This window comes from Bacillus sp. FJAT-25509 (assembly GCF_001420605.1).
In the GTDB taxonomy this organism is placed as follows: Bacteria; Bacillota; Bacilli; order Bacillales; family Bacillaceae_G; genus Gottfriedia.
On sequence record NZ_LJIZ01000032.1, the window covers coordinates 247,553 to 269,546 of the forward strand.

At 32.3% G+C, this 21,994-nt stretch carries 25 protein-coding genes and 1 riboswitch; of the genes, 17 read left to right on the forward strand and 8 right to left on the reverse strand.

The window, feature by feature from the left end:
* The 7 genes from AN960_RS20200 to AN960_RS20230 all read left to right on the forward strand — a co-directional run bounded on the left by AN960_RS20200 (position 1) and on the right by AN960_RS20230 (position 5,866).
* Entirely contained in the window at positions 1-537 is a 537-nt protein-coding gene (locus AN960_RS20200; RefSeq protein ID WP_056475434.1) for an MFS transporter, read from the forward strand.
* A 322-nt stretch (positions 538-859) separates the two neighbouring features.
* Positions 860-1,039, forward strand: coding sequence for a hypothetical protein (locus AN960_RS20205; RefSeq protein WP_056475436.1), 180 nt, complete (start codon positions 860-862; stop codon positions 1,037-1,039).
* Between the two features lie 151 nt (positions 1,040-1,190).
* Positions 1,191-2,702 (forward strand): MDR family MFS transporter, encoded by a 1,512-nt coding sequence (locus AN960_RS20210; RefSeq protein WP_056475439.1) that lies wholly within the window; start codon positions 1,191-1,193, stop codon positions 2,700-2,702.
* A 91-nt stretch (positions 2,703-2,793) separates the two neighbouring features.
* Positions 2,794-3,420, forward strand: a complete 627-nt coding sequence (locus AN960_RS20215; RefSeq protein ID WP_056475441.1) for a class I SAM-dependent methyltransferase — start codon at positions 2,794-2,796, stop codon at positions 3,418-3,420.
* A gap of 155 nt (positions 3,421-3,575) precedes the next feature.
* Positions 3,576-3,998: an RrF2 family transcriptional regulator gene (locus AN960_RS20220; RefSeq protein WP_056475444.1), complete on the forward strand. Its 423-nt coding sequence runs from the start codon at positions 3,576-3,578 to the stop codon at positions 3,996-3,998.
* 294 nt (positions 3,999-4,292) lie between these two features.
* Positions 4,293-5,000 (forward strand): nitroreductase family protein, encoded by a 708-nt coding sequence (locus AN960_RS20225; RefSeq protein WP_056475447.1) that lies wholly within the window; start codon positions 4,293-4,295, stop codon positions 4,998-5,000.
* A 272-nt stretch (positions 5,001-5,272) separates the two neighbouring features.
* On the forward strand, positions 5,273-5,866 hold the full coding sequence (locus AN960_RS20230; RefSeq protein WP_056475450.1) for a YdeI/OmpD-associated family protein: 594 nt from the start codon (positions 5,273-5,275) through the stop codon (positions 5,864-5,866).
* A gap of 240 nt (positions 5,867-6,106) precedes the next feature.
* Here AN960_RS20230 and AN960_RS20235 read toward each other — a convergent pair whose 3' ends face one another.
* Positions 6,107-6,424, reverse strand: coding sequence for a hypothetical protein (locus AN960_RS20235; RefSeq protein WP_056475453.1), 318 nt, complete (start codon positions 6,422-6,424; stop codon positions 6,107-6,109).
* A gap of 208 nt (positions 6,425-6,632) precedes the next feature.
* Here AN960_RS20235 and AN960_RS20240 point away from each other — a divergent pair, with 208 nt between their 5' ends.
* Complete coding sequence (locus tag AN960_RS20240; protein WP_056475456.1) at positions 6,633-6,833, forward strand: hypothetical protein; 201 nt, start codon at positions 6,633-6,635, stop codon at positions 6,831-6,833.
* A gap of 300 nt (positions 6,834-7,133) precedes the next feature.
* Here AN960_RS20240 and pdxK read toward each other — a convergent pair whose 3' ends face one another.
* Positions 7,134-7,949, reverse strand: a complete 816-nt coding sequence (gene pdxK, locus AN960_RS20245) for a pyridoxine/pyridoxal/pyridoxamine kinase (RefSeq protein WP_056475458.1) — start codon at positions 7,947-7,949, stop codon at positions 7,134-7,136.
* 201 nt (positions 7,950-8,150) lie between these two features.
* Positions 8,151-8,328: riboswitch (Lysine riboswitch) on the forward strand.
* A 202-nt stretch (positions 8,329-8,530) separates the two neighbouring features.
* Between pdxK and AN960_RS20250 the strand changes: the two genes are divergently transcribed.
* The 3 genes from AN960_RS20250 to AN960_RS20260 all read left to right on the forward strand — a co-directional run bounded on the left by AN960_RS20250 (position 8,531) and on the right by AN960_RS20260 (position 11,458).
* Entirely contained in the window at positions 8,531-10,000 is a 1,470-nt protein-coding gene (locus tag AN960_RS20250) for an amino acid permease (RefSeq protein ID WP_056475460.1), read from the forward strand.
* Positions 10,001-10,181: 181 nt separating this feature from the next.
* Complete coding sequence (locus AN960_RS20255) at positions 10,182-10,874, forward strand: MBL fold metallo-hydrolase (RefSeq protein WP_056475463.1); 693 nt, start codon at positions 10,182-10,184, stop codon at positions 10,872-10,874.
* A 17-nt stretch (positions 10,875-10,891) separates the two neighbouring features.
* A complete protein-coding gene (locus tag AN960_RS20260; protein WP_056475464.1) occupies positions 10,892-11,458 on the forward strand; it encodes a TetR/AcrR family transcriptional regulator in 567 nt (188 codons plus the stop codon).
* A gap of 73 nt (positions 11,459-11,531) precedes the next feature.
* Here AN960_RS20260 and AN960_RS20265 read toward each other — a convergent pair whose 3' ends face one another.
* The gene (locus tag AN960_RS20265; RefSeq protein WP_056475467.1) at positions 11,532-11,831 is read right to left on the reverse strand and encodes a hypothetical protein; all 300 of its coding nucleotides are present in this window, start codon (positions 11,829-11,831) and stop codon (positions 11,532-11,534) included.
* 202 nt (positions 11,832-12,033) lie between these two features.
* Here AN960_RS20265 and AN960_RS20270 point away from each other — a divergent pair, with 202 nt between their 5' ends.
* Positions 12,034-13,020 carry a zinc-dependent alcohol dehydrogenase family protein gene (locus AN960_RS20270; RefSeq protein WP_056475470.1) on the forward strand — a complete coding sequence of 329 codons (987 nt, stop codon included), beginning with the start codon at positions 12,034-12,036 and terminating at the stop codon, positions 13,018-13,020.
* Positions 13,021-13,267: 247 nt separating this feature from the next.
* On the opposite strand, the gene AN960_RS20275 is transcribed toward AN960_RS20270, so the two are convergent.
* Positions 13,268-13,846, reverse strand: a complete 579-nt coding sequence (locus AN960_RS20275; protein WP_056475472.1) for a hypothetical protein — start codon at positions 13,844-13,846, stop codon at positions 13,268-13,270.
* Complete coding sequence (locus AN960_RS20280) at positions 13,785-14,237, reverse strand: hypothetical protein (RefSeq protein WP_056475475.1); 453 nt, start codon at positions 14,235-14,237, stop codon at positions 13,785-13,787. The genes AN960_RS20275 and AN960_RS20280 overlap by 62 nt, the downstream gene beginning before the upstream one ends.
* Positions 14,238-14,722: 485 nt before the next feature.
* On the opposite strand from AN960_RS20280, the gene AN960_RS20285 reads away from it, so the two are divergent.
* The 5 genes from AN960_RS20285 to AN960_RS20305 all read left to right on the forward strand — a co-directional run bounded on the left by AN960_RS20285 (position 14,723) and on the right by AN960_RS20305 (position 19,884).
* Positions 14,723-15,364, forward strand: coding sequence for a response regulator transcription factor (locus AN960_RS20285; RefSeq protein WP_056475478.1), 642 nt, complete (start codon positions 14,723-14,725; stop codon positions 15,362-15,364).
* 16 nt (positions 15,365-15,380) lie between these two features.
* Positions 15,381-16,484, forward strand: a complete 1,104-nt coding sequence (locus tag AN960_RS20290) for a sensor histidine kinase (RefSeq protein ID WP_056475481.1) — start codon at positions 15,381-15,383, stop codon at positions 16,482-16,484.
* A 156-nt stretch (positions 16,485-16,640) separates the two neighbouring features.
* Positions 16,641-17,576: an ABC transporter ATP-binding protein gene (locus AN960_RS20295; protein ID WP_056475485.1), complete on the forward strand. Its 936-nt coding sequence runs from the start codon at positions 16,641-16,643 to the stop codon at positions 17,574-17,576.
* A 36-nt stretch (positions 17,577-17,612) separates the two neighbouring features.
* The gene (locus AN960_RS20300; RefSeq protein WP_056475488.1) at positions 17,613-18,737 is read left to right on the forward strand and encodes an ABC transporter permease; all 1,125 of its coding nucleotides are present in this window, start codon (positions 17,613-17,615) and stop codon (positions 18,735-18,737) included.
* Position 18,738: 1 nt separating this feature from the next.
* Positions 18,739-19,884 (forward strand): ABC transporter permease, encoded by a 1,146-nt coding sequence (locus AN960_RS20305; protein WP_056475491.1) that lies wholly within the window; start codon positions 18,739-18,741, stop codon positions 19,882-19,884.
* A gap of 563 nt (positions 19,885-20,447) precedes the next feature.
* On the opposite strand, the gene AN960_RS20310 is transcribed toward AN960_RS20305, so the two are convergent.
* From AN960_RS20310 to AN960_RS20320, 3 genes are all read right to left on the reverse strand, one after another.
* Complete coding sequence (locus AN960_RS20310) at positions 20,448-20,828, reverse strand: VOC family protein (RefSeq protein WP_056475494.1); 381 nt, start codon at positions 20,826-20,828, stop codon at positions 20,448-20,450.
* Between the two features lie 85 nt (positions 20,829-20,913).
* Positions 20,914-21,594 carry a bacillithiol biosynthesis deacetylase BshB2 gene (bshB2, locus tag AN960_RS20315; RefSeq protein WP_056475496.1) on the reverse strand — a complete coding sequence of 227 codons (681 nt, stop codon included), beginning with the start codon at positions 21,592-21,594 and terminating at the stop codon, positions 20,914-20,916.
* Positions 21,595-21,610: 16 nt separating this feature from the next.
* Positions 21,611-21,955: a YojF family protein gene (locus AN960_RS20320; RefSeq protein ID WP_056475499.1), complete on the reverse strand. Its 345-nt coding sequence runs from the start codon at positions 21,953-21,955 to the stop codon at positions 21,611-21,613.
* Between the last annotated feature and the right edge of the window lie 39 nt (positions 21,956-21,994).

A 21,994-nucleotide genomic window follows, 5' to 3' on the forward strand; every position in this document is an offset into this window, starting at 1 on the left:
ATGAACCGTTTTTTAATCGCATTACTTAGTATTATTGGGTTTAGTAGCTCTTTAGTATTTCCATATTATGTCCTCTTCTTAAGGAATATAGGAGATGCGTATGATGTATTTAGTTTATTATATGGACTCTTTTCATTAAGTTTGAGTGTGGTCGTATACTTTGGTGGTCGATTCGTTGACCGCGTTTCACCATTTTTATTAATGATATTTCATTCATTATTTTGCTGTTTATTGTTTTTTTCACTGCCTTTGATCGATAATATAAAGATTGTCTATATTGGGCAAGTTTTATTTGGAGGATTTACTGCGTTATTCAAGATCGCTGAAAAGAAATTATTTATGAACGCTTCATCTGATTTTTATAGAAGTTACTTATTTTGGACATCTTTTGTAACAGCTATTTGTATTATAGGTGTAGGAACTTTACTTGAATCAATTGACATTCAATTTATGTTTCATTTAGCGGCTTGGCTTTTCTTAATAAGTGCACTCGGTCTTTGTTATAAAATGATAATGAGCAAGGTGTCGACTAGTTGAATGTTTTTGGAACGAATGGTCTGGTTCTTAGCAATGAAGTTTATTCTATAAATTCAATTCAACACAACAATGTTTTGTTTTTTATTGATTGTTATTATGCGTAACGTTGTTATATTCCTTTTTATACAATAAAGTTAATGAACTAGTAGTATATTTTACAGATAAAGTACTGTTTTTAATAAAAATAAAACAATAAATTTAAAATTTTATATTGTCTAAGTAACGAAACAATGTTATATTAACTTTAAATTAATTAAAGTATTTATGGAGACATTCATACTTTATGTGAAGTTAAATTGTATGGAAGGAATGATTATATAGTATGAGACATGAGGAAGCTGTAGGAATTTTTTATGCTGCTTTTGTAATTTTAGGATTAACGATTGGTTTAGGTGTAGGTTATTTTACATCACATTTAATCGTAGGAGGATTTCTTGGTTTTGGAATTGGAATAGGTTTAGGTCTATTAAGTAATGCTATTTTATACATTAATAAAGACTGATTTTGACTGCTGTTCTAATGATCGCCAAAGGTTACTTTAGCTCGTCATCAGGCTAAGCGCCCGTTTTTTTAGCAGTCAGATACTTAAGTTAGGCCATGAATACAAAATTGAAGTTAAATTTTATGCTTGAAATGTTAAAGGAGAGATGGTCATGCAAAAAAGGGAAACTAAATTGGTTCCTGTTATGATTGCGTTATTGCTTGGGATATTTTTCGCTTCCCTTGATAACACAATCGTTTCTACCGCGATGCCTACAATTTTAAAGGATTTAGGCGGCTATGATAAATTTGTTTGGGTAACTTCGGCTTACTTAGTTACAGAAATGGCTGGTATGCCAATTTTCGGTAAACTTTCTGATATGTACGGTAGAAAAAGATTTTTTATGTTAGGTATTATATTATTCATTTTAGGTTCAGTTCTTTGTGGAACAGCGACTTCTATTATTCAGCTTAGTATTTACCGTGCAATTCAAGGTATAGGTGGAAGTGCGTTAATGCCAATTGCTTTTTCAATTATTTGGGATGTGTTTCCTGTTGAAAAGCGTGGTAAAATGAGTGGTGTTTTTGGTGCTGTGTTTGGGTTATCAAGTGTTCTTGGACCTTTAATTGGTGCTTATATTACGGATTATATTAACTGGAGATATATTTTCTATATTAATATTCCTTTTGGACTTTTAACACTGGGACTAATTAGTTATTTTTATGTCGAGTCAAAAAACCACACAAAGCAACAAATCGACTGGTGGGGTGCTACAACATTTATTATTAGTATCGTCTGTTTAATGTTTGCACTTGAGCTAGGTGGAAAAGAATATGCTTGGGATTCAGTTCAAATTTTAGGTTTATTTGCTGGATTTGCTGTTTTCCTAATTGTCTTTTTATTTATTGAACGTAAAGCAACTGAACCGATTATTTCGTTTAGCATGTTTAAATATCGTCTTTTTGCTGCAAGTAACTTTGTTGGCTTATTTTATGGAGCGGCATTCATCGCTGCAACAATTTATATACCAATCTTTATCCAGTTTGTTCAAGGTGGAACAGCTACGAATTCAGGTTTAGTTTTATTACCAATGATGGTGAGTGTAAGTATTTCTGCCGCATTTGGTGGAACTTTAGCAAATAAAACTAGTTATCGTAATATCATGATTGGATCGGTTGTACTTTTATTAGCAGGTATTATTTGTCTAGGTACTTTAACACCTGATACGTCTAAATTCCAAGTGATCGTTTATATGATTATTGTTGGATTTGGTGTAGGGGCATCATTTTCAGTTCTTGGTATGTCTGCGATGCATCATTTTGATAATGAAAATCGTGGTTCAGCAAGTTCAACTAACGCATTCCTTCGTGCACTTGGCATGACAGTAGGTATTACGGTTTTTGGTGTTATTCAACGAAATGTATTTACAGATAAAATTGCTGATGCATTTGCAAAAAGTGGCGCACCTCAGAATTTCTCTAATATTAATCAAGCCTTTACTCCTGAAGCTGCCAAATTGATTCCTGCGCCAATACTGACAAAAATTACTGACGTGTTTTCAACATCAATTGCCCATACATTCCTTTGGACATTAGTTCCTGTAGGATTAGCATTGATTTCAATTTTCTTAATGGGTAACGAGCGTTTATCAGATAAAGAAATAGCTAAGAGCAATGCGTCATAAGTAGAAATAAAAAAGAAAGACCTTTGGTCTTTCTTTTTTTGAACACAATAATATAGCTCAAGTGGAATGATTTTTGAAAGGGGATTTACATATGACAGAATTTTGGGAATCGAGTTTTATAGATAATCAAGCGATGTGGGGATATGAACCTTCTGACTCCGCAATTTTAACAAAGGACTATTTCCTTGAAAAGAATGTTAAGGATGTATTGATTCCAGGGATTGGATATGGTAGAAACGCAAAGATTTTTACTGAAAATGGAATAACCGTAACAGGTATTGAAATATCGAAAACAGCGATTGAATTGGCAAGGCAAAATGGGATTGATTTTACTATTTTTCATGGTTCAGTAACCGACATGCCTTTTGATCAAAAGCTGTACGACGGCATATTTTGTTACGCACTGATTCACTTATTGAATAAACATGAGAGAGAGAAGTTTATTAAAGATTGCTATAATCAGTTAAAGCCGAATGGCTATATGGTATTTACTACGATTTCAAAAGATGCACCAATGTTCGGAAAGGGCAAACAGCTAGATAAAGACTACTTTGAAATAATGGAAGGGATAAAAATGTTTTTTTATGATTCTGACTCGATCAAACAAGAGTTTGGAAACTATGGATTGATCGAAGTTTCCGAAATTCTTGAGCCACATAAGAATATGGAAAATAAACCTCCGTTTAAATTTACGATGGTGAAATGTCAAAAGAAATGATTATTACCTTTATTAAGAGTGAATTTAGGAAAGATGTAGGGATTTTCTAATTTCGCTTAATTTCTTTCATCACGCTATAACCCTATCTCTTAATAATTTAGATAAGGTTGTCTTTTTCTAAAAATAGTTTAGACTAGTAACTGAGGTGAATGATCTTGAAAGATAAGGTTTCTAGTACGAAATGGTTTGGACTAGCACTGCAATCTCTACTAGTTTTAGCAGAGCAAGACGGAATCTGTCCAAGCGCAGTATTAGCTCAAAAACTTGAGGCACAGTCTACTTTTTTAAGAAAAATTCTTGCCAATTTAGTTAAAGCAGGCATTATTTCAGCTAAAGAAGGACGAGATGGTGGATATTATTTAGCCAGAGATGCTAATGAAATTACTTTAAAAGATGTTTATGATGCGATGAGATCAGATCCATATTCAAAAGGCTTTTTAGATGTAAATAGTAAGGAATGTTTTGCGCCATCTACTCGATCTGCTTTATATGATTTAAAAGATGAGATGGAAAGCTGGCTTGTTGAGGGTCTTGCAAAGAAAACAATTTCAGACTTATTACCAAAAGAAAATAGGTAAAATAAGATCGAAACTAGTTTCAGACTGCCCGCCAAACGCTCGCTTTCTTCGTTGCTTCGCCTGTTGAGCGGTGCTCATTACCGTCTAGGGTAACTCCGCTCCTCACCAGGCTTCGCGCCTCGAAAGACAAACGCTTGCAATCAGTCTGAAAATCAAATTATTAGTATTTTTTCTAATTTAGTCGAAACTAAAGTGTTTCGATTTTATTTTTTTTATAAACTGTAGTTGACTTTTATACAGTTAAAGTCATATACTGTATTTGTAAAGGATACAGTTAGTTAAGGAGAGATTAAAATGTCTAAAGTTAAATCTGAAAAAGAAGAGTATTTAAATAAAGTAAACGAAATTGATTTTGGTAAAGAAGCTCCAAAAGAACTTGATAGTACGGATTTCTTTACTGTAGCAAAGGAAAGAAGATCAGTTCGTCACTACGATCCAAGCTTTCAAATGTCTGATGATGAAATTAAAGAGTTATTAGAAATTGCAGTTCAAGCTCCATCTTCTTCAAATCTACAGCCATGGAGATTCCTTGTTATTAAGGACCAAGATACTAAACAAAAATTATTACCAATCGCTAATAACCAACAACAAGTTGTGGATGCTTCTGCAGTAATCGCTGTTTTAGGTGATACAGAAGCATACAAAAATGCTGATCGCATTTATGATGAATTAGTTGAAAAAGGTATGATGACACAGGAAGTGAAAGACTTCTACGTAGGATCAATCGTGAAAAACTACGGTGGTTTACCAGAAGAAATTGCAACAAAAATTGCTATGGTTGATGGTGGATTAGTTTCAATGCAATTTATGCTTGCAGCAAAAGCAAAAGGTTTAGATACAGTTCCAATGGGTGGATTTGATCAAGCGAAGTTTGTGGAAGCATTCAATGTACCAGCAAACTTCAAACCAGTTATGTTAATTTCAGTTGGTAAAGGAATCAAAGCAGGCTTCGAAAAAGTTCGTTTAACTTTAGATGAAGTTGTTGCTTGGGATCAGTACTAATTACTTAGAAGAGTATGAAGAGCAGTGATAAGGGAAACCTTGGACCTGTTCTTTTTTGTATGAAGGAAATTTGCATCCGTTTAAAGAATAAATTTTTGGAGGGAACTAATTCTCCATCAAACTAGCTAAAAATAAGTAAAAAATGAGTTAATCCGAGTGGTATTATAAAAACATGTATAGTAAAATTTACTAAAATAATAATTCTTAAGTTAATTTATATTTAAATAAACGCTAAAAAGTTGTCTGAAAGAATTAATGTGAGGTGTTTATCGATGACAAATAATAATATGCATCCTAAAGTTGAAGCATTTTTATTGAGAGCGAAAAAGTGGCAAGAAGAATTTTATAAGTTAAGGGAAATCGTCATTGACTGTGAACTGACAGAAGATTTTAAATGGATGCATCCTTGTTACACACTTGATAATAAAAATATCGTTTTAATTCATGGTTTTAAAGAATATTGTGCACTTCTGTTTCACAAAGGTGCGTTGTTAAAAGATCCAAAAGGCATTCTGATTCAACAAACAGAAAATGTACAATCAGCACGTCAGATTCGTTTCACCAATATTCAGGAAATAATTGAAATGGAAAGTGTTTTGAAGGACTATATTAAAGAAGCAATTGAAGTGGAAAAAGCAGGTTTGCAAGTAGAATTAAAAAAGACTTCAGATTATGAAGTTCCTGAAGAATTACAACTTAAATTAGATGAAAACCCGACGTTAAAAACGGCTTTTGAAGCATTAACGCCAGGACGTCAAAGAGCTTATATTTATTATTTTTCTCAACCAAAACAATCAAAAACCCGTACGTCTAGAGTTGAAAAATACATTGATCAAATTCTCGATGGCAAAGGATTAAATGATTAGTATATTTTTATTAAAACCAATAAAATTTAATATTGCTTTCAGTGAGTAGACAAAGTACAAAAAACTTGATTTTCAGACTGATTGCAAGCGCTTGTCTTTCGAGGCGCGAAGCCTGGTGAGGAGCGGAGTTACCTTTACACGGTAATGAGCACCGCAGGCAGGCGAAGCAACGAAGAAAGCGAGCGTTTGTCAACAGTCTGAACGATTAAAATTGCTCTTTAATTTTAAGGTAACAAAAAATTAATTCTCTCCAATCATGCCGACTTTTTTGTTTGTCTTTGTATCTATATAGATAACGATCTTCTCTTCAGGATGATCTCCATTAAAAGTAACAGAATATAGCTTATCTTTATGATAATTTTTATTAAATATTGTAGCATTATTAGGTATGGATTCTTCTTTTTTAACGACCCCATGTTTATCACTTAACGCAGCCTGTTCATTTCTAGTTAGGCTAGAATATGCAATGCCTTGAATATTTTCTTCATTATTTTTTTCACAACCAATTACTGAAAGAAGCATAGATGTTATCATTAATATGAAAAAACTTTTTCTCATAAAATCAACTCCCTTTCTATATATAATAACATGTAATACATAAAAAAATGTTAAATCTTGGTATTTTTACTTATTGTTCTAAAGTATTGAAAAGGTAAAAGTATATAGGAAGTTGAGTAGAAATTAATAGAAAAAATTAAACGTTTATGATCTAGTTATTTGCGAATTTTTTGAGCTGGTATTAACTATAAGGGAGGTGGGAATTCAGATGGGACAAAACAAACATGCATTACATCTTCACAAGCGTTTGCATACAAAACATAATGAACGAGTTGCTGAGTTTCATAAACAGCACGCGATTCAGATTGAAAATGGTGAAAATGGAAATGGCTTATTAGCTAAATGGGAAAGATATATTTATTTCAAAGGAAGAACTGTAATTAAGGCAATTAAGGGAATCGCTAAGTGAAAATTATGAAGATAGGGGATTGGGAAACCTTTCCCTTTTTCTTATTTTCAAAATAAAAAGAGGTTATCCTAATACGATTAAATGAGCTGCAGATGGACTGCAAATAAAACCTGAAAATCGCAATTAAAATTGGCAAAACTGAATAAAAACTTGATAAAAATCTGCTGATTTTCTATAAAAAAGATCAATCATATCAGCTGAGATCCCCACTAGCGTCTGTACATTCCCTTTTTTACAATAAAAAAAGGGCGCCTCATTCATCAGTTAATCTGACTTATGAGACAGCCCCATTATTTGTAATCAGCCTTCACCATGTAATCGATAAGCCATGTGGTTTGTTGGACCAACGTATTGATTAATTGGGAATGAGTGACGAATTGCTTCCGTAATGAATTTCTTTGCAGTGTAGATTGCTTCCCTTGGTTCTGCTCCTTTAGCAAGCTCTGCACAAATCGCTGCAGAGTAAGTACAGCCTGCACCGTGAGTATATGTAGTTTCAATTCTGTCAGATTCTAAGTGCTCTATTTTTTCACCGTCGAATAATACATCTATTGCATTTTCATGCTGAATTTTGCTTCCACCTTTAACTAAAACAAATTTAGCACCTAATTCATGGATTTTGCGTGCTGCTTCTTCCATTTGTTCAACAGTGCAGATTGGAGGCATTTTAGCTAATTGAGCTGCCTCAAATAAATTTGGCGTTACAACTGTTGAAAGTGGTACTAAAATTTCTCTTAATGCATCATTCGTCTCTGGATGAAGAGCTTCGTCATTTCCTTTACAAATCATAACTGGATCTACAACTACTCGATCAATATTATGTTTTTTGATTGTTTTTCCAGCTAGCTCAATTATTTCAATTGAACCTAGCATACCTGTTTTCATTGCTTGAATACCAACGCCAACAACGATTGTTTCTAATTGTGCTGCAATTGTATCTATATCAATTGGAAATACTTGATGATGCCAATGATTATGAGGATCCATCGCTACTAATGTTGTAATTGCACTCATGCCATAAACATTACGTTCCTGAAACGTCTTAATATCAGCTTGTAATCCAGCTCCACCACTACTATCAGATCCCGCAAGTGTCAATGCTTTATAAATTGTCATGTGAAAAATTCCTCCTTTGAATTACATAGAATTATTATACAAAAACATATGTGCTACGTACAAGACAAGAGTATCCTGAAGCGAAAATCAAGAGATACATCTCTTAAGTTGAGTCTATTTTTGTCGAAAAACCTATTGACAAACTAGATTAATAGATTGTATATTGAGTTTATAAAAATTAATTTAATATGATCTTTATCTCGTCTGGATAGAGGCGCAGTTTTGATTAGTCGTTACTTTGAGGTTTATGGTACCTGTGAAAAGTAATAAAAGGTGAAACTGCCGAAGTAATAAATTTACCATTTAAATTTATTACTGGGCCTATTGCTGAATAAGCATAGGACTGTCACAAGATTTCTTGTGGAGGGCTATTGAAGAGATGTTGATGCTGTTTGACACATATAATTTGGGTCTTAAACACGTGAACATTGCTTCACGTGTTTTTTTGTATTTTACCAGATTTTCCAAGTCTTTACATATTGACGAAAATACTGAGTAAAATACACATCATACAACACTTTTATACCGTCCCATATTCTCGCGTAAAGATAAGATTGCAAGAATCAAGAGGAGGCAATAAGATGGGACTAACAAACCCTAAAAATGATAAAGTAGTATCGAATACTCACGATGGTTCTTTAAAAAGGGGCCTTAAAGCAAGACATTTAACGATGATTTCAATTGGTGGTTCAATTGGGACAGGTTTGTTTTTAGCTAGTGGAACTTCAATTAGTCAAGCTGGTCCGGGTGGAGCTGTTTTAGCTTACGGACTAATTGGTATTATGGTTTATTTCTTAATGACTAGTTTAGGTGAAATGGCGACGTATTTGCCAGTTTCTGGTTCATTTAGTACTTATGGATCTCGCTATGTTGATCCAGCATTTGGTTTTGCTATGGGTTGGAATTATTGGTATAACTGGGCAATCACTTTAGCTTTTGAATTATTAGCTTCAGCAATGCTGATGAAATATTGGTTCCCTCATTCTCCAGCAGTATTATGGAGTGGAATCTTTTTAGTGATTATATTAGGTTTAAATTTACTTTCAGTTAAAGGTTACGGTGAATCAGAGTTTTGGTTTTCATTAATTAAAGTTGTAACTGTAGTTGTCTTTTTAGTTGTTGGTATTGCAATGATTTTTGGCATTTTAAGTGGACATCATGCAGGTTTTAAAAACTTTACTGTTGGAGATGCTCCGTTTCATAATGGATTTTTAGGTGTATTATCAATCTTTATTGTTGCAGGTTTCTCATTCCAAGGTACAGAGTTAATTGGTGTTGCAGCAGGTGAGACAGAAAATCCAGAAAAAAATGTTCCAAAAGCAATTCGTCAAATTTTCTGGCGTATCCTTTTATTTTATGTTTTAGCCATTATCGTAATTGGTTTATTAATTCCATATACAGATCCTGATTTAATGAGAGGCGACGTGGCTGTTAGTCCATTTACTCTAGTGTTTGAAAAATTAGGTGTTGCATTTGCGGCTTCTGTTATGAATGCAGTTATTTTAACTTCAGTTTTATCTGCAGGTAATAGTGGAACTTACGCTTCGACTCGTATGTTATATACTCTAGCAGTCGAAGGAAAAGCTCCTAAATTCTTAACAAAAGTAAATAAAAATGGTGTTCCTACAAATGCTTTATATGTAACACTTGCAGTTGGTTCACTTGCTTGTTTATCTTCATTTTTCGGTGAAGGTCAAGTGTATACTTGGTTATTAAATTTATCAGGATTATCAGGTTTCCTTGCTTGGTTAGGTATTGCGATTTCTCATTACCGTTTCCGTAAGGCTTATGTTGCTCAAGGAAAGGATTTGAAAGATTTACCTTATCGTGCAAAATGGTTCCCACTAGGTCCAATCTTAGCATTTTTAGCTTGTTTATTTATTGTACTAGCTCAAAACTGGCAAGCTTTCACTGGTAATGCAATTGATTGGCAAGGTGTACTTGTTTCATACATTGGAATTCCTGTGTTTTTAATTGTTTGGCTAGGTTATAAATTTAAACACAAAACAAAAGTTGTTTCTTATAAAGAGATGGATTTATCTAGAAAATAATTTTAGTCTGAAAATCAGGTTTATAGATTTTATCTAAATGTAGCCCTTTCATCTTGGATGGAAGGGTTTTTTAGTTATTTTAACGATTTTTACATAAATTTGGAATTTTTGTTCACAAAAACTAATACCTTTAGTATTATAAAACTAAAGGTTTTAGTTTTTATTATTAGGAGGGTATAATATGAAGATTACGAAAAATAATTATCTTTATGAGTTGAGCTTTTTACCCAATTTCTTTCCTGTAAATTGTTTTTTAGTTGAAGAAGAAAACGAGCTTACATTAATTGATACAGCACTATCTTTTAGTGCGACTAAAATTATTGAAACAGCTAATCATATAGGTAAAAAAATTACAAATATCGTTTTAACACATGCTCATGGCGACCACGTAGGATCGCTTGATCAATTAAAATCACTGCTTCCTGATGCAGTCGTCTCCATTTCAAAACGAGATTCAAAATTATTAAAAGGAGACACTAGTTTAGAAGCTAGTGAGCCAAATACACCTATAAAAGGTGGCGTTCCTAAAAATATCCAAACTATTCCGGATCGGTTATTACAGGAAGGAGACACTATTGGGTCTTTAATTGCAGTTGAGGTTCCCGGTCATACACCTGGTTCAATGGCATTTTTAGATCAACGTACAAATGCCATTATTGCTGGTGATGCTTTTTCATTAAGAGGTGGTATTGCGATCTCTGGTCAATTAAGAATTTTATTTCCTTTTCCATCTATCGCAACATGGAATAAAGATGCTGCGCTAAATAGTGCTAAGAAAATTAGTGAATTAAAACCTACATTATTAGCAGTCGGTCATGGTACGATGTTAAGCAATCCACAAGAAGCAATTGATCGTGCCCTTAAAAAGCAGTAAGTGGAGGTGTATACGCAATGTCACCAAGAATTGGATTGAATTTTAATGAATTACTGAGAACTTCAATTAAAATTGTTGATACAGAAGGGTGGGAGGCTTTAACGATTAGTTATCTTGCAAAGAAGCTAACGATTCAACCACCATCGATTTATAATCATATTAAGAATTTGGATGAACTAAAAAATAGTGTTGCATTACATGGGATTACACAGCTTTATGAAAAACTTCGTGAATCAGTTGAAGGTAAGAATAATGAGAAGGCAATTTTTGCATTAGCTTTTGCTTATCTTGATTATGCTAGAACTCATCCAGGTTTATATAAAGCTACCTTATCTCCGTCTCAAACACCAGGAGATGAGTATCGTTTAACTGGGAATAAGATATTGAACTTAATCTATGAAGTATTGAAGCCGTATAATTTAACTGATATTGAACTTATTCATGCGGTAAGAGGTTTAAGAAGTTTGCTACATGGTTTTGTTTCGCTTGAAAAAAGTGATGGATTTGGTATAAATATTCCAATTGATGAAAGTGTACTTTTTGTATTGAAAAATTATGTAAGAAATTTGAAGCCAGATCTGTAATAATAATTAAAAGGATAGGAAGGTCTAATACCCTCCTATCCTATTTATAGAGAAAATACGTTAATATTTATAATTATGCGTTTACGCCGTCTTTGAAGTTTTTATTCCAGTTTTTATCTCCCACATGCTCAAGATCTTCAGTAGTACGTTCTAATACGTCTATTAGTAACGTCTTCATATGGTGAATATTGTTATAAAATACTTTTTCTTCTTCTAAATCTGGTTTTGCATGATGAGCTGCCTTGATTGCTGTTTCTTCGCGAAATCTTTTAACTTTTAAGTCTAACTCATCAAAGACGTGTTTTACATACTTTACAATATTTCTATGGTTTAACGTATTTCTCTCATTTAATTCCTCTAATTTGTTTACCATAGTCATTTTCCTCCATGAATTAAGATTAAAAGATTAATATTGATTATACTTAATCAACGTGAAAAAACAATATAAATTATAAATTTTTAACCATTATAATCAAAACCTTAAGATTCAATTTGAGGTCAAAATTGTATTTTTTTCGATCTGATATATGCTACAATGACTTAAAAATATTTTCTATTTTGCATAGGAGGCTATTATGAAAGCAATTGTGATTCATCAATATGGAGATAGCTCTGAGTTTAAAAATGTTGAAATTTCAATACCGAAGCCATCTGGTCATCAAGTTTTAGTTAAGGTTTCTGCGACTAGTATTAATCCGATTGATACAAAGATTAGAAAAGGGATTGTACCAAATGCGTTCCATCCAAATTTTCCGATGATTTTACATAGTGATTTTTCTGGTGAAGTTGTTGAAGTTGGTGAAAATGTTTCACGTTTTTCAGTTGGAGATTTGGTTTTCGGTTTAAATGTTTTTACTGGTGCTCTTTCGGATTATTTTTTAATAGAAGAATCAGTAATTGCTAAAGCTCCAACGAATTTACCAGTTCAAGAAGCAGCAACTTTACCATTAACAGCTATTACTGCATGGGAGGCACTTTTTGAAAGAGGTAATTTAAAACAAGGTGATCATATTTTAATTCATGGCGGGGCAGGTGGTGTTGGTCATCTAGCTATCCAGTTAGCGAAAGCTTTTGGAGCTACTGTCACGACAACAGTTTCATCGAAAGAAAAGGCTGATTTAGTTAAAAATCTAGGTGCAGACCATGTCATTAATTACAAGGAAGAGACCGTCCAAGAATATGTTAACCGCCTAACGGATGGGCAAGGATTTGATCTTGTTTTTGATACTGTTGGCAAAGAAAACCTAGATAAATCATTTATTGCAGTTAAACCAAAAGGTACTGTTTTAGCAATCGCAGCACGTTCGACGCATGATTTAACACTTTTACATAACAAATCTTTATCTTTACATGTAATTTTTATTCTGCTTACTCAAAAAACTGAGGAAGGGCGTAAAGAACATAGTACGATTTTAAATAAAATTGCTACTTTAGTTGAAGAAGGAAAGCTAAAACCGTTGATCAATCCAAAATCTTTTACATTTGATCAAGTGAAGGACGCTCATGATTACTTCGAAAATAATGAAGTACAATTTGGTAAAGTATTAATTGAAAATAAGTAAACTTTTTAAATCCCTTTTGCATATGCATGGGGATTTTTTTAAAAATAATTTTTGAATGATTCCAGGTCTTATTAATGTGACTAAGTATTTAAGTTATTTTGTTCAAATTTCAAATAGCAATTTTAGATATTTTTGGATTTTGCACAGAATTGCACCAATCAATAAAAAAAAAGCCCAAATTTCTGAGCATTCTAGTTTTTAGAGCTATATTTTTATCTTTATTGTGGAGATTAGTTTTAATTATGATTTATACTTTTACGACTGTATAATGATTTAATACAGGTACCTTTGTATATACGTCACCTACATATTCCCATGTTCCGCTACCCATAACAGCTTTTCTATATTGCTTATATTTTTTAACTTTGATATCTTTATGAATTAACAGTTTAACTGCTTGTCCCTTATATGGAGATTTTACTACAACCCCAGTTCCACTAATAGTTCCCGGAGTTACCCCAAGGGAATAAGCACCATATGCAACGGTTATTGTAACTGTAACTTTACTTCCACCTTCTGACCAATAAAAACTTCCTGGTGAATGAAATATAGTCCCCTTTGGTGGTTGACCTGCAGCATAACCAATTTTGACTTTTTTTGCTGTTTGAGTTCCCGCTAGTTCATTTTTATATTCATACAATGGAGTTCTTGCTTTATTATTTTGTTGTTTTAATTGCAGTTGTTCTTCTCTATCAATTTCTTCTTGAGGTACAGGTATTACAAAAGCTTCTTGGCTTGTCTCATCAGTTGGAATTTCTTGTGCATTAATTGAAGTTGAAGATATTAAGATGCTTAAAAAGACTAGTAAACTTACTATTTTTTTCACAATCAAACTCCCTACTTTCATAATTTGTTTGGATATATGGGTTTGCATCAATCTGTTTAAAATAATAAGTCTTTTCATTTCTCATAATCTTGAATCCACTATTTTTATAAGTGATTTCTACTTTATTAAAAATCGAACTTTGTATAATATATTGGGATTCTGTTTTTCTTAAATAGGTTCCTTTATCTAATTTTCCATTACCTTGTAAATCTTCGTAATAATAATAAAATGTATAATCATTTTCTGGATCAAAGACGATTGATTCAAAAGGCAGTTCTTTGCATAAAAATGTACCTCTCAATAAAAATGTCTTATTTGGGGAATTACAACCACTAGTTAAAAATACCAATATAAATATAATGAGTATTTTTATCGTATTAAATTTTTTCATGAACTTATTTTTCTCCTGTAAAAAGACTTGTAATGTTTACTATTTACTAACTTAATAAGGGGAAAAGTTTACCTTTTCATTTTGCCGGCGTTAATTAATGTGTTAACTTATTTGTAATTTTTTTGAAAAAGTTAGAAGTATATACAAATAAGTTAAAGGGTAAATATTTTTTAGTAAAATTTAACAGAGCGCTCAATTGAATTTTACTAAATATTTCGAGAAATTTTACTTCAACAATTGAATAAATTGTGAAATTTATCACAAATGTAGAGTTCATGTGTTTTTCTTTACCTTTTTATTAATGAATACGGAAAGCTAATCGTTTTAAAGCAATAAACTTATGTAATGAATGGATTTATTTTTTGAAATCAATGAGCTAATCTTTCTCTTCTCATGGTAATTAGTCAATAGTGGTATATAATGGAAATATAATTCGTGGAATAAAGGATGTGAAAACGAGGTAGAAATTTTCTCCCTCTATTCAAATGAAAATAAAATTAATTATTGCTGATGATAATTCATTTATTAGAGAAGGTCTTAAAATCATATTGAGCTCTTATGAAGAGTTTGATGTATTAGAAACCGTAAATGATGGGAATGAAGCGTTCAAATATTGTCAAAATAATGAAGTAGATGTTGCGCTTTTAGATGTTCGAATGCCAAATATGAATGGTGTAGAAGCTACTAAGCATATTTCCGAGCAAACTAAAACGAAGCCACTTATTTTAACGACTTTTGATGATGATGAGTACATTATTGATGCTGTGAAAAATGGCGCAAAGGGCTATTTATTAAAAAATAATGAACCAGAACGAATTCGAGAAGCGATTAAAAGTGTTTATCATGGAAATACAGTCATGCAAGATTTAGTACTAGATAAAATTAGAACGAATTTAGCAAGTAATGTGAGTACAACAGATACGAAAATAGATACGAGTTTGTTTACCCAAAGAGAGTTAGATGTAATGGCACTAATTGCAAAAGGGTTTTCGAATAAGGAAATTTCTAAGCAAATTTTTATTTCTGAAGGAACAGTTGCTAATTATATTACTTCAATTCTTGGAAAAACAGGGCTAGAACATCGAACACAAATTGCTATTTTCTATATTACTGGGAAAGTAGACTAACGCGAAGGAGTTACATATGGAGCGTTGGATTATTTTAAATAAACTCTCTATTATCTTATATATAGCTTTAATTTGTATTCAAAATGAAATTCCTAATTTCTCTTGGGTACTTTTTGCATTACTTGTTTATTTTTGTTTGAATATTAGTCTTTATTTAATAAAAAATAGATCGTTGATAAATCTTTTACTAATTTTATCAATTTGTTTAATTGTCTATTCCAATTTAAAGATTCAGCCATTATTTCTTTTACTACTGCCAGTGTCTATCTTAGAGCTCGTTTCTTTTTTTACTTCGAAAAAATGGATTGGTTGTTTTCTTGCATTACTTCCAATTTTCTACTTACCAAAGTCTTTACAGCCTATTTATGGATTAATTTCATTATTTAGTTTTATCGTCTTTTCGATTGTTAATTTGTATAACACCAGATTACAGTTTAAAGAAGATCAAATTGACAAGATGAGGAGTACGATTCAAAAGCTTTCAAAAAAGATAAATAACCATAATGAGTTTATCGAGCAATCGGAATATACCTTTAAATTGGAGGAACGAAATCGTATTTCTCAAGAAATACATGATAAAATTGGGCATTCAATGACTGGTGCGCTATATCAAATGGAAGCAGCTAAACATTTAATGAGTACTAATCAGGATAAAGCATTAGAATTGCTTCAAAATGCGATTAATATTTCTAAGGATGGAATTGAAAACATAAGACTCACTTTAAAAAATATGAAGCCTCCAACTGAACAAATGGGAATTCATCATATGAAATTATTCATAGATGAATTTTCTGCTAAGCATGATTTAAAAACATTGTTTGTCTATAAAGGAAACCTCGACCTTATTACACCAATTCAATGGAAAGTAATTCAAGAAAATGTAGTTGAGGCTTTAACAAATACGATGAAATATGCAGATGCTACAGAGGTTTCGATTGAAATACATGTCATGAATAAAATGATAAAAACAAATGTAAAAGACAATGGTAAAGGGAAAGTGAAAATTAAAAAAGGTTTAGGCATCATTGGGATGGAAGAGAGAACAGCGGCTATAAACGGGAAAATAATAGTTGATGGTCATGATGGTTTTTCAGTTACAACGTTGCTTCCAATCCAATAATTTCATCATGTGATATGAATTTCTATTAAGTCCATGATGATTTTGCCTAAATAAAAACATGAATATTCTCATGTAAAAAGGGTGAACTAATACACTGATATTAGTTCACCCTTTTGCTTATAATAGCATCATACACAAAGCTTAAGAGGTGAGAGGATGAAAGTTTTAGAGATAAAAAATTTAACTAAAAAGTTTGGGGATTTTATAGCAGTCGATAATATGTCTTTATCAATTGAAGAAGGAGAAATTTTTGGATTTCTTGGAGCAAATGGAGCAGGAAAAAGTACGACAATTAATATTATTTCAGGGCTACTTCGAAGTAATCAAGGTACTGTAGAAATCCTAGGTAAAAACAGTAAGAAGAATAGTAAGTTCGCAAAAATGAATATTGGAATGGTACCTCAGGACTTAGCTATTTATGAAGATTTAACTGCCTATGAAAATGTAAGATTTTTCGCTGGACTTTATGGTTTAAGAGGTTTGGAATTAAATGAAAGAGTAGAAGAAGCGCTACAATTTGTAGGGTTAGAAGATAAATTTAAGGAATATCCAAAAAATTTCTCTGGTGGAATGAAGAGAAGATTAAATATTGCGTGTGCGATTGCACACCGACCTAAGCTTATTATTATGGATGAACCAACTGTTGGGATAGATCCACATTCCCGAAATTATATTCTTAATAGTGTACGTAAGCTTAACGAAATGGGCTGTACAATCATTTATACGAGCCATTACATGGAAGAAGTTGAAGAAATATGCTCACGTATTTCAATTATTGACCATGGGAAAATCATCGCTGAAGGAACGAAAGAACAGCTTAAATCGATTATTACGAATACAAAGGATATTCGAATTGAAGTTAAAACGGCTGAAAACATTGATGTTACTGAGCTAAAAGCGATTAATGGCGTAGAGAATGTTCATATTTTAGATAATGTTATTACGATTACTTCAGATAATGGTGTGAATAATCTAAATAAAATCATTCAGCATTTTATAAATAATGAAATTGAAATCAGTTCATTACAGGAAAATGCTCCTAACTTAGAAACTGTTTTCCTTACATTAACCGGTCGAAATTTGCGTGATTAACTTCATGAAAAATTATTTAACAAGGAGGCAATTGACTTGAACATTTTTAATATTGCTTTCATGGAAATTAAGCGAGACTTTCGAGATGTAAGGACCTTATTTTTTATGTTAGCTTTTCCAATCATTTTAATGCTTGTTTTAGGTACTTCACTTTCAAATGCTTTTACAACATCCGTCCCGATTAAGGATGTGCATGTTCTATATAAAGATCAATCTACAACTGGTGAGTTTTCGAAGTATTTTAACGAATTAATTAAAGGTACGAAAAAGTCTGGGATTCATTTTAAAAAAGCGGCGAGTAATACAAATGGTGAGAAAGAAGTTAAACGAAATCATTATGATGGCTATATTTCTATTCAAGATAACGGAATTAAGCTTTATATAAATGAAGGAAACAGTGTTGAAGGTAGCGTTATTCAAGGAATGTTAACTTCTTTTGTAGATAAATATAATGTTGGAGTTGAAGTTGCAAAAATTGACCCAACTCAAGTTAAAGAAGTCTTTTTAGGTAATTCACATGACGATTATATTAAGGATACTTCCATTGCATCAAATAAACAGCCAGGTTCAATGGATTATTACGCGATTGCAATGACGACTATGATTGCTCTTTATGCAGCAATGTCTGCAAGTAAGTTGATTACTGGAGAAAGAATGAGAAAAACAGCTGATCGATTAATTGTTTCTCCTATTTCTAAATTTGAGATTTTTATAGGAAAAATACTTGGAAGTTTGGTTGCTAACTTTCTGTGCATTATTGTAGTTGTCTATTTCAGTAAATTCTTTTTTAAAGCTAACTGGGGTAGCCATCTATTATTAGTCTTTATTGTTTTACTAACGGAAGTTCTTCTATCAATTAGTTTAGGATTGGTTGTAAGCTATATCACGAAATCAAATGCATCATCTAGAGCAATTATCATGATTGTTGTGCAGTTATCTTCATTCTTTGGTGGAGCTTACTTTAAATTGGGCGATACTAGCGGGTTTTTAAAAATCATTACACATTTTTCCCCACTTACATGGGTTAATACTGCAATTACAAAAATTATTTATGCAAACGACTTGTCAGCTGCGATTCCTGCGCTTGTCTTTAATATAGGTTTTTCATTGTTATTCCTATTTCTTGCATCTATTTCTCTACAAAGAAGGGAGGGACTGTAAGATGCAGACAGTTTTTTGGCTAATTTCGAATACTTTAAGAGCTACTTTTAAAAATAAGAAAAATGTTATTATGTATATTTTAGTACCTCTAATTGGTATTTTTATTTCCTTTCTAGCTTATGGTGGTTCAAATAAAACGATTGTTCACGTTGGAGTTGTCAATGAGGATCATCAATATATTGCAAATGATACGATTATGTTTTTAGAACACTTAGATAACGTTCGTATTGAAATAATAAACACTTCTGATGCCAATGATAAGCTTGCTTCAGGATCACTTGATTGTGTTATTTCGTTCCATGATGGTTTTACAGATAGTGTACGTTCTGGTAATCCAGATCATATTCAAATATCTTCTATAAAAGGTGCTCAAATTACGAGCTTTGTAAAATCTTATTTATACAATTATATCGATAATGTTTCGGCAATTAGTAAAGTGGCAAAAACAGACCAAACTAAATTTAATCAAATGTATTCCAACTACCAAAACGCAAGCTTCAAGGTAGCAACAAAAACATTATCAGATTCATCTCAGTCTGAAAATATGACGACATATAGTTTAGGCTTTTTGATTATGATTATGTTAATGTCTGCAGGGAATCTTTCTGAAATTATTTTAAAGGAAAAAGAAAATCGAATTTACTACAGACTTTTGTCAGCACCTATTAATGCTAGAAAATATATTTTCTCAAATGTTGTAGTCAATATGATTGTAATGACTATTCAAGTAATTATTACGCTTCTCTTTATGACTAAAGTGTTTCATATTGATATTCATATTCCGTTTTGGGAAGCGGCAATTGTTATGATGCTTTTTGCTTTGATCTCAGTAGGAATCTCATTAATGATTGTGGCGTTCTCAAATAGTTCAAAATCATCTGGAGCATTGCAGAACTTAATCGTTGTTCCAACTGTCATGATCTCCGGTTGTTTCTGGCCAATTGAGATTATGCCATCATCAGTACAAAGAATTGCAGATTTTCTCCCTCAAAGATGGACGTTAGAGACTTTGGCAAAATTGCAACAAGGAAGTAGTTTAGGAAGCTTATATTTAAATATTTTAATCCTTCTAGTTTTTGCGGCAGCATTTTTCTTAATTGCTATTTATAAGTTTAGTCGTAATAGTTCTACTAGAAATTTTGTGTAAGTTTGAAAAAATATAAAATGCTTAATAGAGAAAAAGGACATTAAATGAACATTTATTAAAAATGAAATTATCATTTTTTTGATGATCTATTAATGCTTTTAAATTTTAATATGTTTGACAATTTTATGATTCCAATAACACTTGTAAGTTTTTTTCAGAAGTTAAAAATAGTATGAGCTAATTTTTAGAAAAAAAAATTCAATTGATTAGTTTATTAATTAATGTTCGATATTAATTGACCTTCAAACTGATTAATAAACAACTGATAGGATACTCTTAGTAAAGGCTATTTGATTAGGATTTATAGCTGACTTTTTTTAGATGAATAAGTTGATTGTAACGGAGGGATGCTCGACTCCTATGGGATATGCGGGAAGGCTGAGACCCCGCAGGCTCGCCGAGGAGGCTAAAGAATCTCGCCCCATGGAAAGCGAGCATCCTGTAGTGGAAATCAACATCACTCTACTCCTTTACGAAAATTTGGTAAGTTTATTGACAAGGTTGTTTTTCAATAGCTAAAAAAATCCATCTCTTTTTAGAGATGGATTTTTTTAGCTATTTTATTAGTCCATTGAACTACAAATTTCAATAAAATGTCCGTCTGGATCTGCTACATATGCTACTGTTTGACCCCATGGCTTTGTAATTGGTTCTTTGATGATATTTACACCTTTTGTTCGTAAATCTTCTATTGTAGAATTCACATCATCAGTTACAAATCCGATTTCAAAGGTTTGAGAGGTTGCCTCAGTATATTTATAATTTAATCCAGTAAGCTCTTGAACATTGCTACGTTCAATCATAGCAAGTACGGTATTGCCTGTATCTAATTCTACATACGTACCATGATTTCCACGAATAGGAAGGCCTAAAGACTCAGTATAGAAAGTAAGAGATTTTTCTAGACTTGAAACATATAAAATTAAATACCTCATTTTCAACATTTCACTAACCTCCAGAATAGTTTAATCTCTTTTTCTTTCTACATAAATAAGGTTTTTACCTTCTTATACTGGTTTTTGCAAGTTCTTATTCAAACTGATAAGTATAGAATGATTCCTTCGCAAAAAATGATTTTAATCGATCATCGGGTATATCCTCAAATTTTTCGATTTTTACAACGTCTTTTAGCATCGCTTCTGTTTGAGAACGGTGTGCTTTCATTGTTCTTAGTTTCTGGGTTGCTACATCCATTACATCATTCACGATATCTGGTTTCCCTAATACTTCAAAACGTTCTTTTGTAATTGCAATACACCATACTGTTGGACGATCTTCTTCATCCATTCGTCGAACTGCTTCAACAGCAGCTCTTGCAGTTGCATCATGGTCGGGGTGGACACCATGTTCTGGATAAAAAGTAATTAATAATGTTGGCTGAATCTCGTCGATAATTTCCTTTATTGGATTAATTACATCCTCAGGGTTTTCGAATTCAATTGTTTTATCATGGAATCCGAGCATTCTTAAATCTTGGATTCCCATTTCTCTACAAGCGTCGATTAATTCGTTTTTACGTATTGTAGGAAGTGATTCTCTTGTTGCGAAAAATGGATTTCCCATATTTCGTCCCATTTCTCCTAAAGTTAAACAAGCGTATGTAACCGGAATCCCTTTATTTGTAAACTTAGAAATCGTTCCAGCAGCCCCAAAAGCTTCATCATCAGGGTGAGGGAACACAAGTAATACTTTTTCTTGTTTTTGACTCATTTTTAGTGCTCCTCTCTTAAAATGGCGTATAGCTTAAATGTATTGCGATTGCAAGCTTTCCATCCTCATTATGACCTGCTAGTAGGAGGCGACCTTGGTCATCAACTTCAAAATCAGTTAATCCTTCTGCAACAACCCAGCCTTCCTCAAGCTTTAGTCCGACACGGTATGGGTATTTGCCTGTGATCGTAGCACGGCTAATGATTACTTTCGTATTTCTGATAAAGGCATTTACTGTCATTACTTTTTCATTAAAGTGATTAGCATATGCACCATTTGTAGTTTCTAAATGTAAATAGACTGTTTGATTTATATAATTTTGAAGTGCATCTTGGGCAGCACCAATTTCTAATTTTTGCATTTTCTCGTACCTCCTTTAAAAAGTATTATAATCCAACTT

Bases quoted from the DNA above. Each gene is read 5' to 3' on its own strand.
- AN960_RS20310 (WP_056475494.1), bottom strand. From the start codon at position 20,828: ATGTTGAAAATGAGGTATTTAATTTTATATGTTTCAAGTCTAGAAAAA.
- AN960_RS20290 (WP_056475481.1), top strand. From the start codon at position 15,381: ATGGAGCGTTGGATTATTTTAAATAAACTCTCTATTATCTTATATATA.
- AN960_RS20230 (WP_056475450.1), top strand. From the start codon at position 5,273: ATGACAAATAATAATATGCATCCTAAAGTTGAAGCATTTTTATTGAGA.
- AN960_RS20295 (WP_056475485.1), top strand. From the start codon at position 16,641: ATGAAAGTTTTAGAGATAAAAAATTTAACTAAAAAGTTTGGGGATTTT.
- AN960_RS20250 (WP_056475460.1), top strand. From the start codon at position 8,531: ATGGGACTAACAAACCCTAAAAATGATAAAGTAGTATCGAATACTCAC.
- AN960_RS20235 (WP_056475453.1), bottom strand. From the start codon at position 6,424: ATGAGAAAAAGTTTTTTCATATTAATGATAACATCTATGCTTCTTTCA.
- AN960_RS20320 (WP_056475499.1), bottom strand. From the start codon at position 21,955: ATGCAAAAATTAGAAATTGGTGCTGCCCAAGATGCACTTCAAAATTAT.
- AN960_RS20265 (WP_056475467.1), bottom strand. From the start codon at position 11,831: ATGGTAAACAAATTAGAGGAATTAAATGAGAGAAATACGTTAAACCAT.
- AN960_RS20305 (WP_056475491.1), top strand. From the start codon at position 18,739: ATGCAGACAGTTTTTTGGCTAATTTCGAATACTTTAAGAGCTACTTTT.
- AN960_RS20215 (WP_056475441.1), top strand. From the start codon at position 2,794: ATGACAGAATTTTGGGAATCGAGTTTTATAGATAATCAAGCGATGTGG.
- AN960_RS20225 (WP_056475447.1), top strand. From the start codon at position 4,293: ATGTCTAAAGTTAAATCTGAAAAAGAAGAGTATTTAAATAAAGTAAAC.
- bshB2 (WP_056475496.1), bottom strand. From the start codon at position 21,594: ATGAGTCAAAAACAAGAAAAAGTATTACTTGTGTTCCCTCACCCTGAT.
- AN960_RS20280 (WP_056475475.1), bottom strand. From the start codon at position 14,237: ATGAAAAAATTTAATACGATAAAAATACTCATTATATTTATATTGGTA.
- AN960_RS20285 (WP_056475478.1), top strand. From the start codon at position 14,723: ATGAAAATAAAATTAATTATTGCTGATGATAATTCATTTATTAGAGAA.
- AN960_RS20255 (WP_056475463.1), top strand. From the start codon at position 10,182: ATGAAGATTACGAAAAATAATTATCTTTATGAGTTGAGCTTTTTACCC.
- AN960_RS20205 (WP_056475436.1), top strand. From the start codon at position 860: ATGAGACATGAGGAAGCTGTAGGAATTTTTTATGCTGCTTTTGTAATT.
- AN960_RS20200 (WP_056475434.1), top strand. From the start codon at position 1: ATGAACCGTTTTTTAATCGCATTACTTAGTATTATTGGGTTTAGTAGC.
- AN960_RS20260 (WP_056475464.1), top strand. From the start codon at position 10,892: ATGTCACCAAGAATTGGATTGAATTTTAATGAATTACTGAGAACTTCA.
- AN960_RS20270 (WP_056475470.1), top strand. From the start codon at position 12,034: ATGAAAGCAATTGTGATTCATCAATATGGAGATAGCTCTGAGTTTAAA.
- pdxK (WP_056475458.1), bottom strand. From the start codon at position 7,949: ATGACAATTTATAAAGCATTGACACTTGCGGGATCTGATAGTAGTGGT.
- AN960_RS20210 (WP_056475439.1), top strand. From the start codon at position 1,191: ATGCAAAAAAGGGAAACTAAATTGGTTCCTGTTATGATTGCGTTATTG.
- AN960_RS20240 (WP_056475456.1), top strand. From the start codon at position 6,633: ATGGGACAAAACAAACATGCATTACATCTTCACAAGCGTTTGCATACA.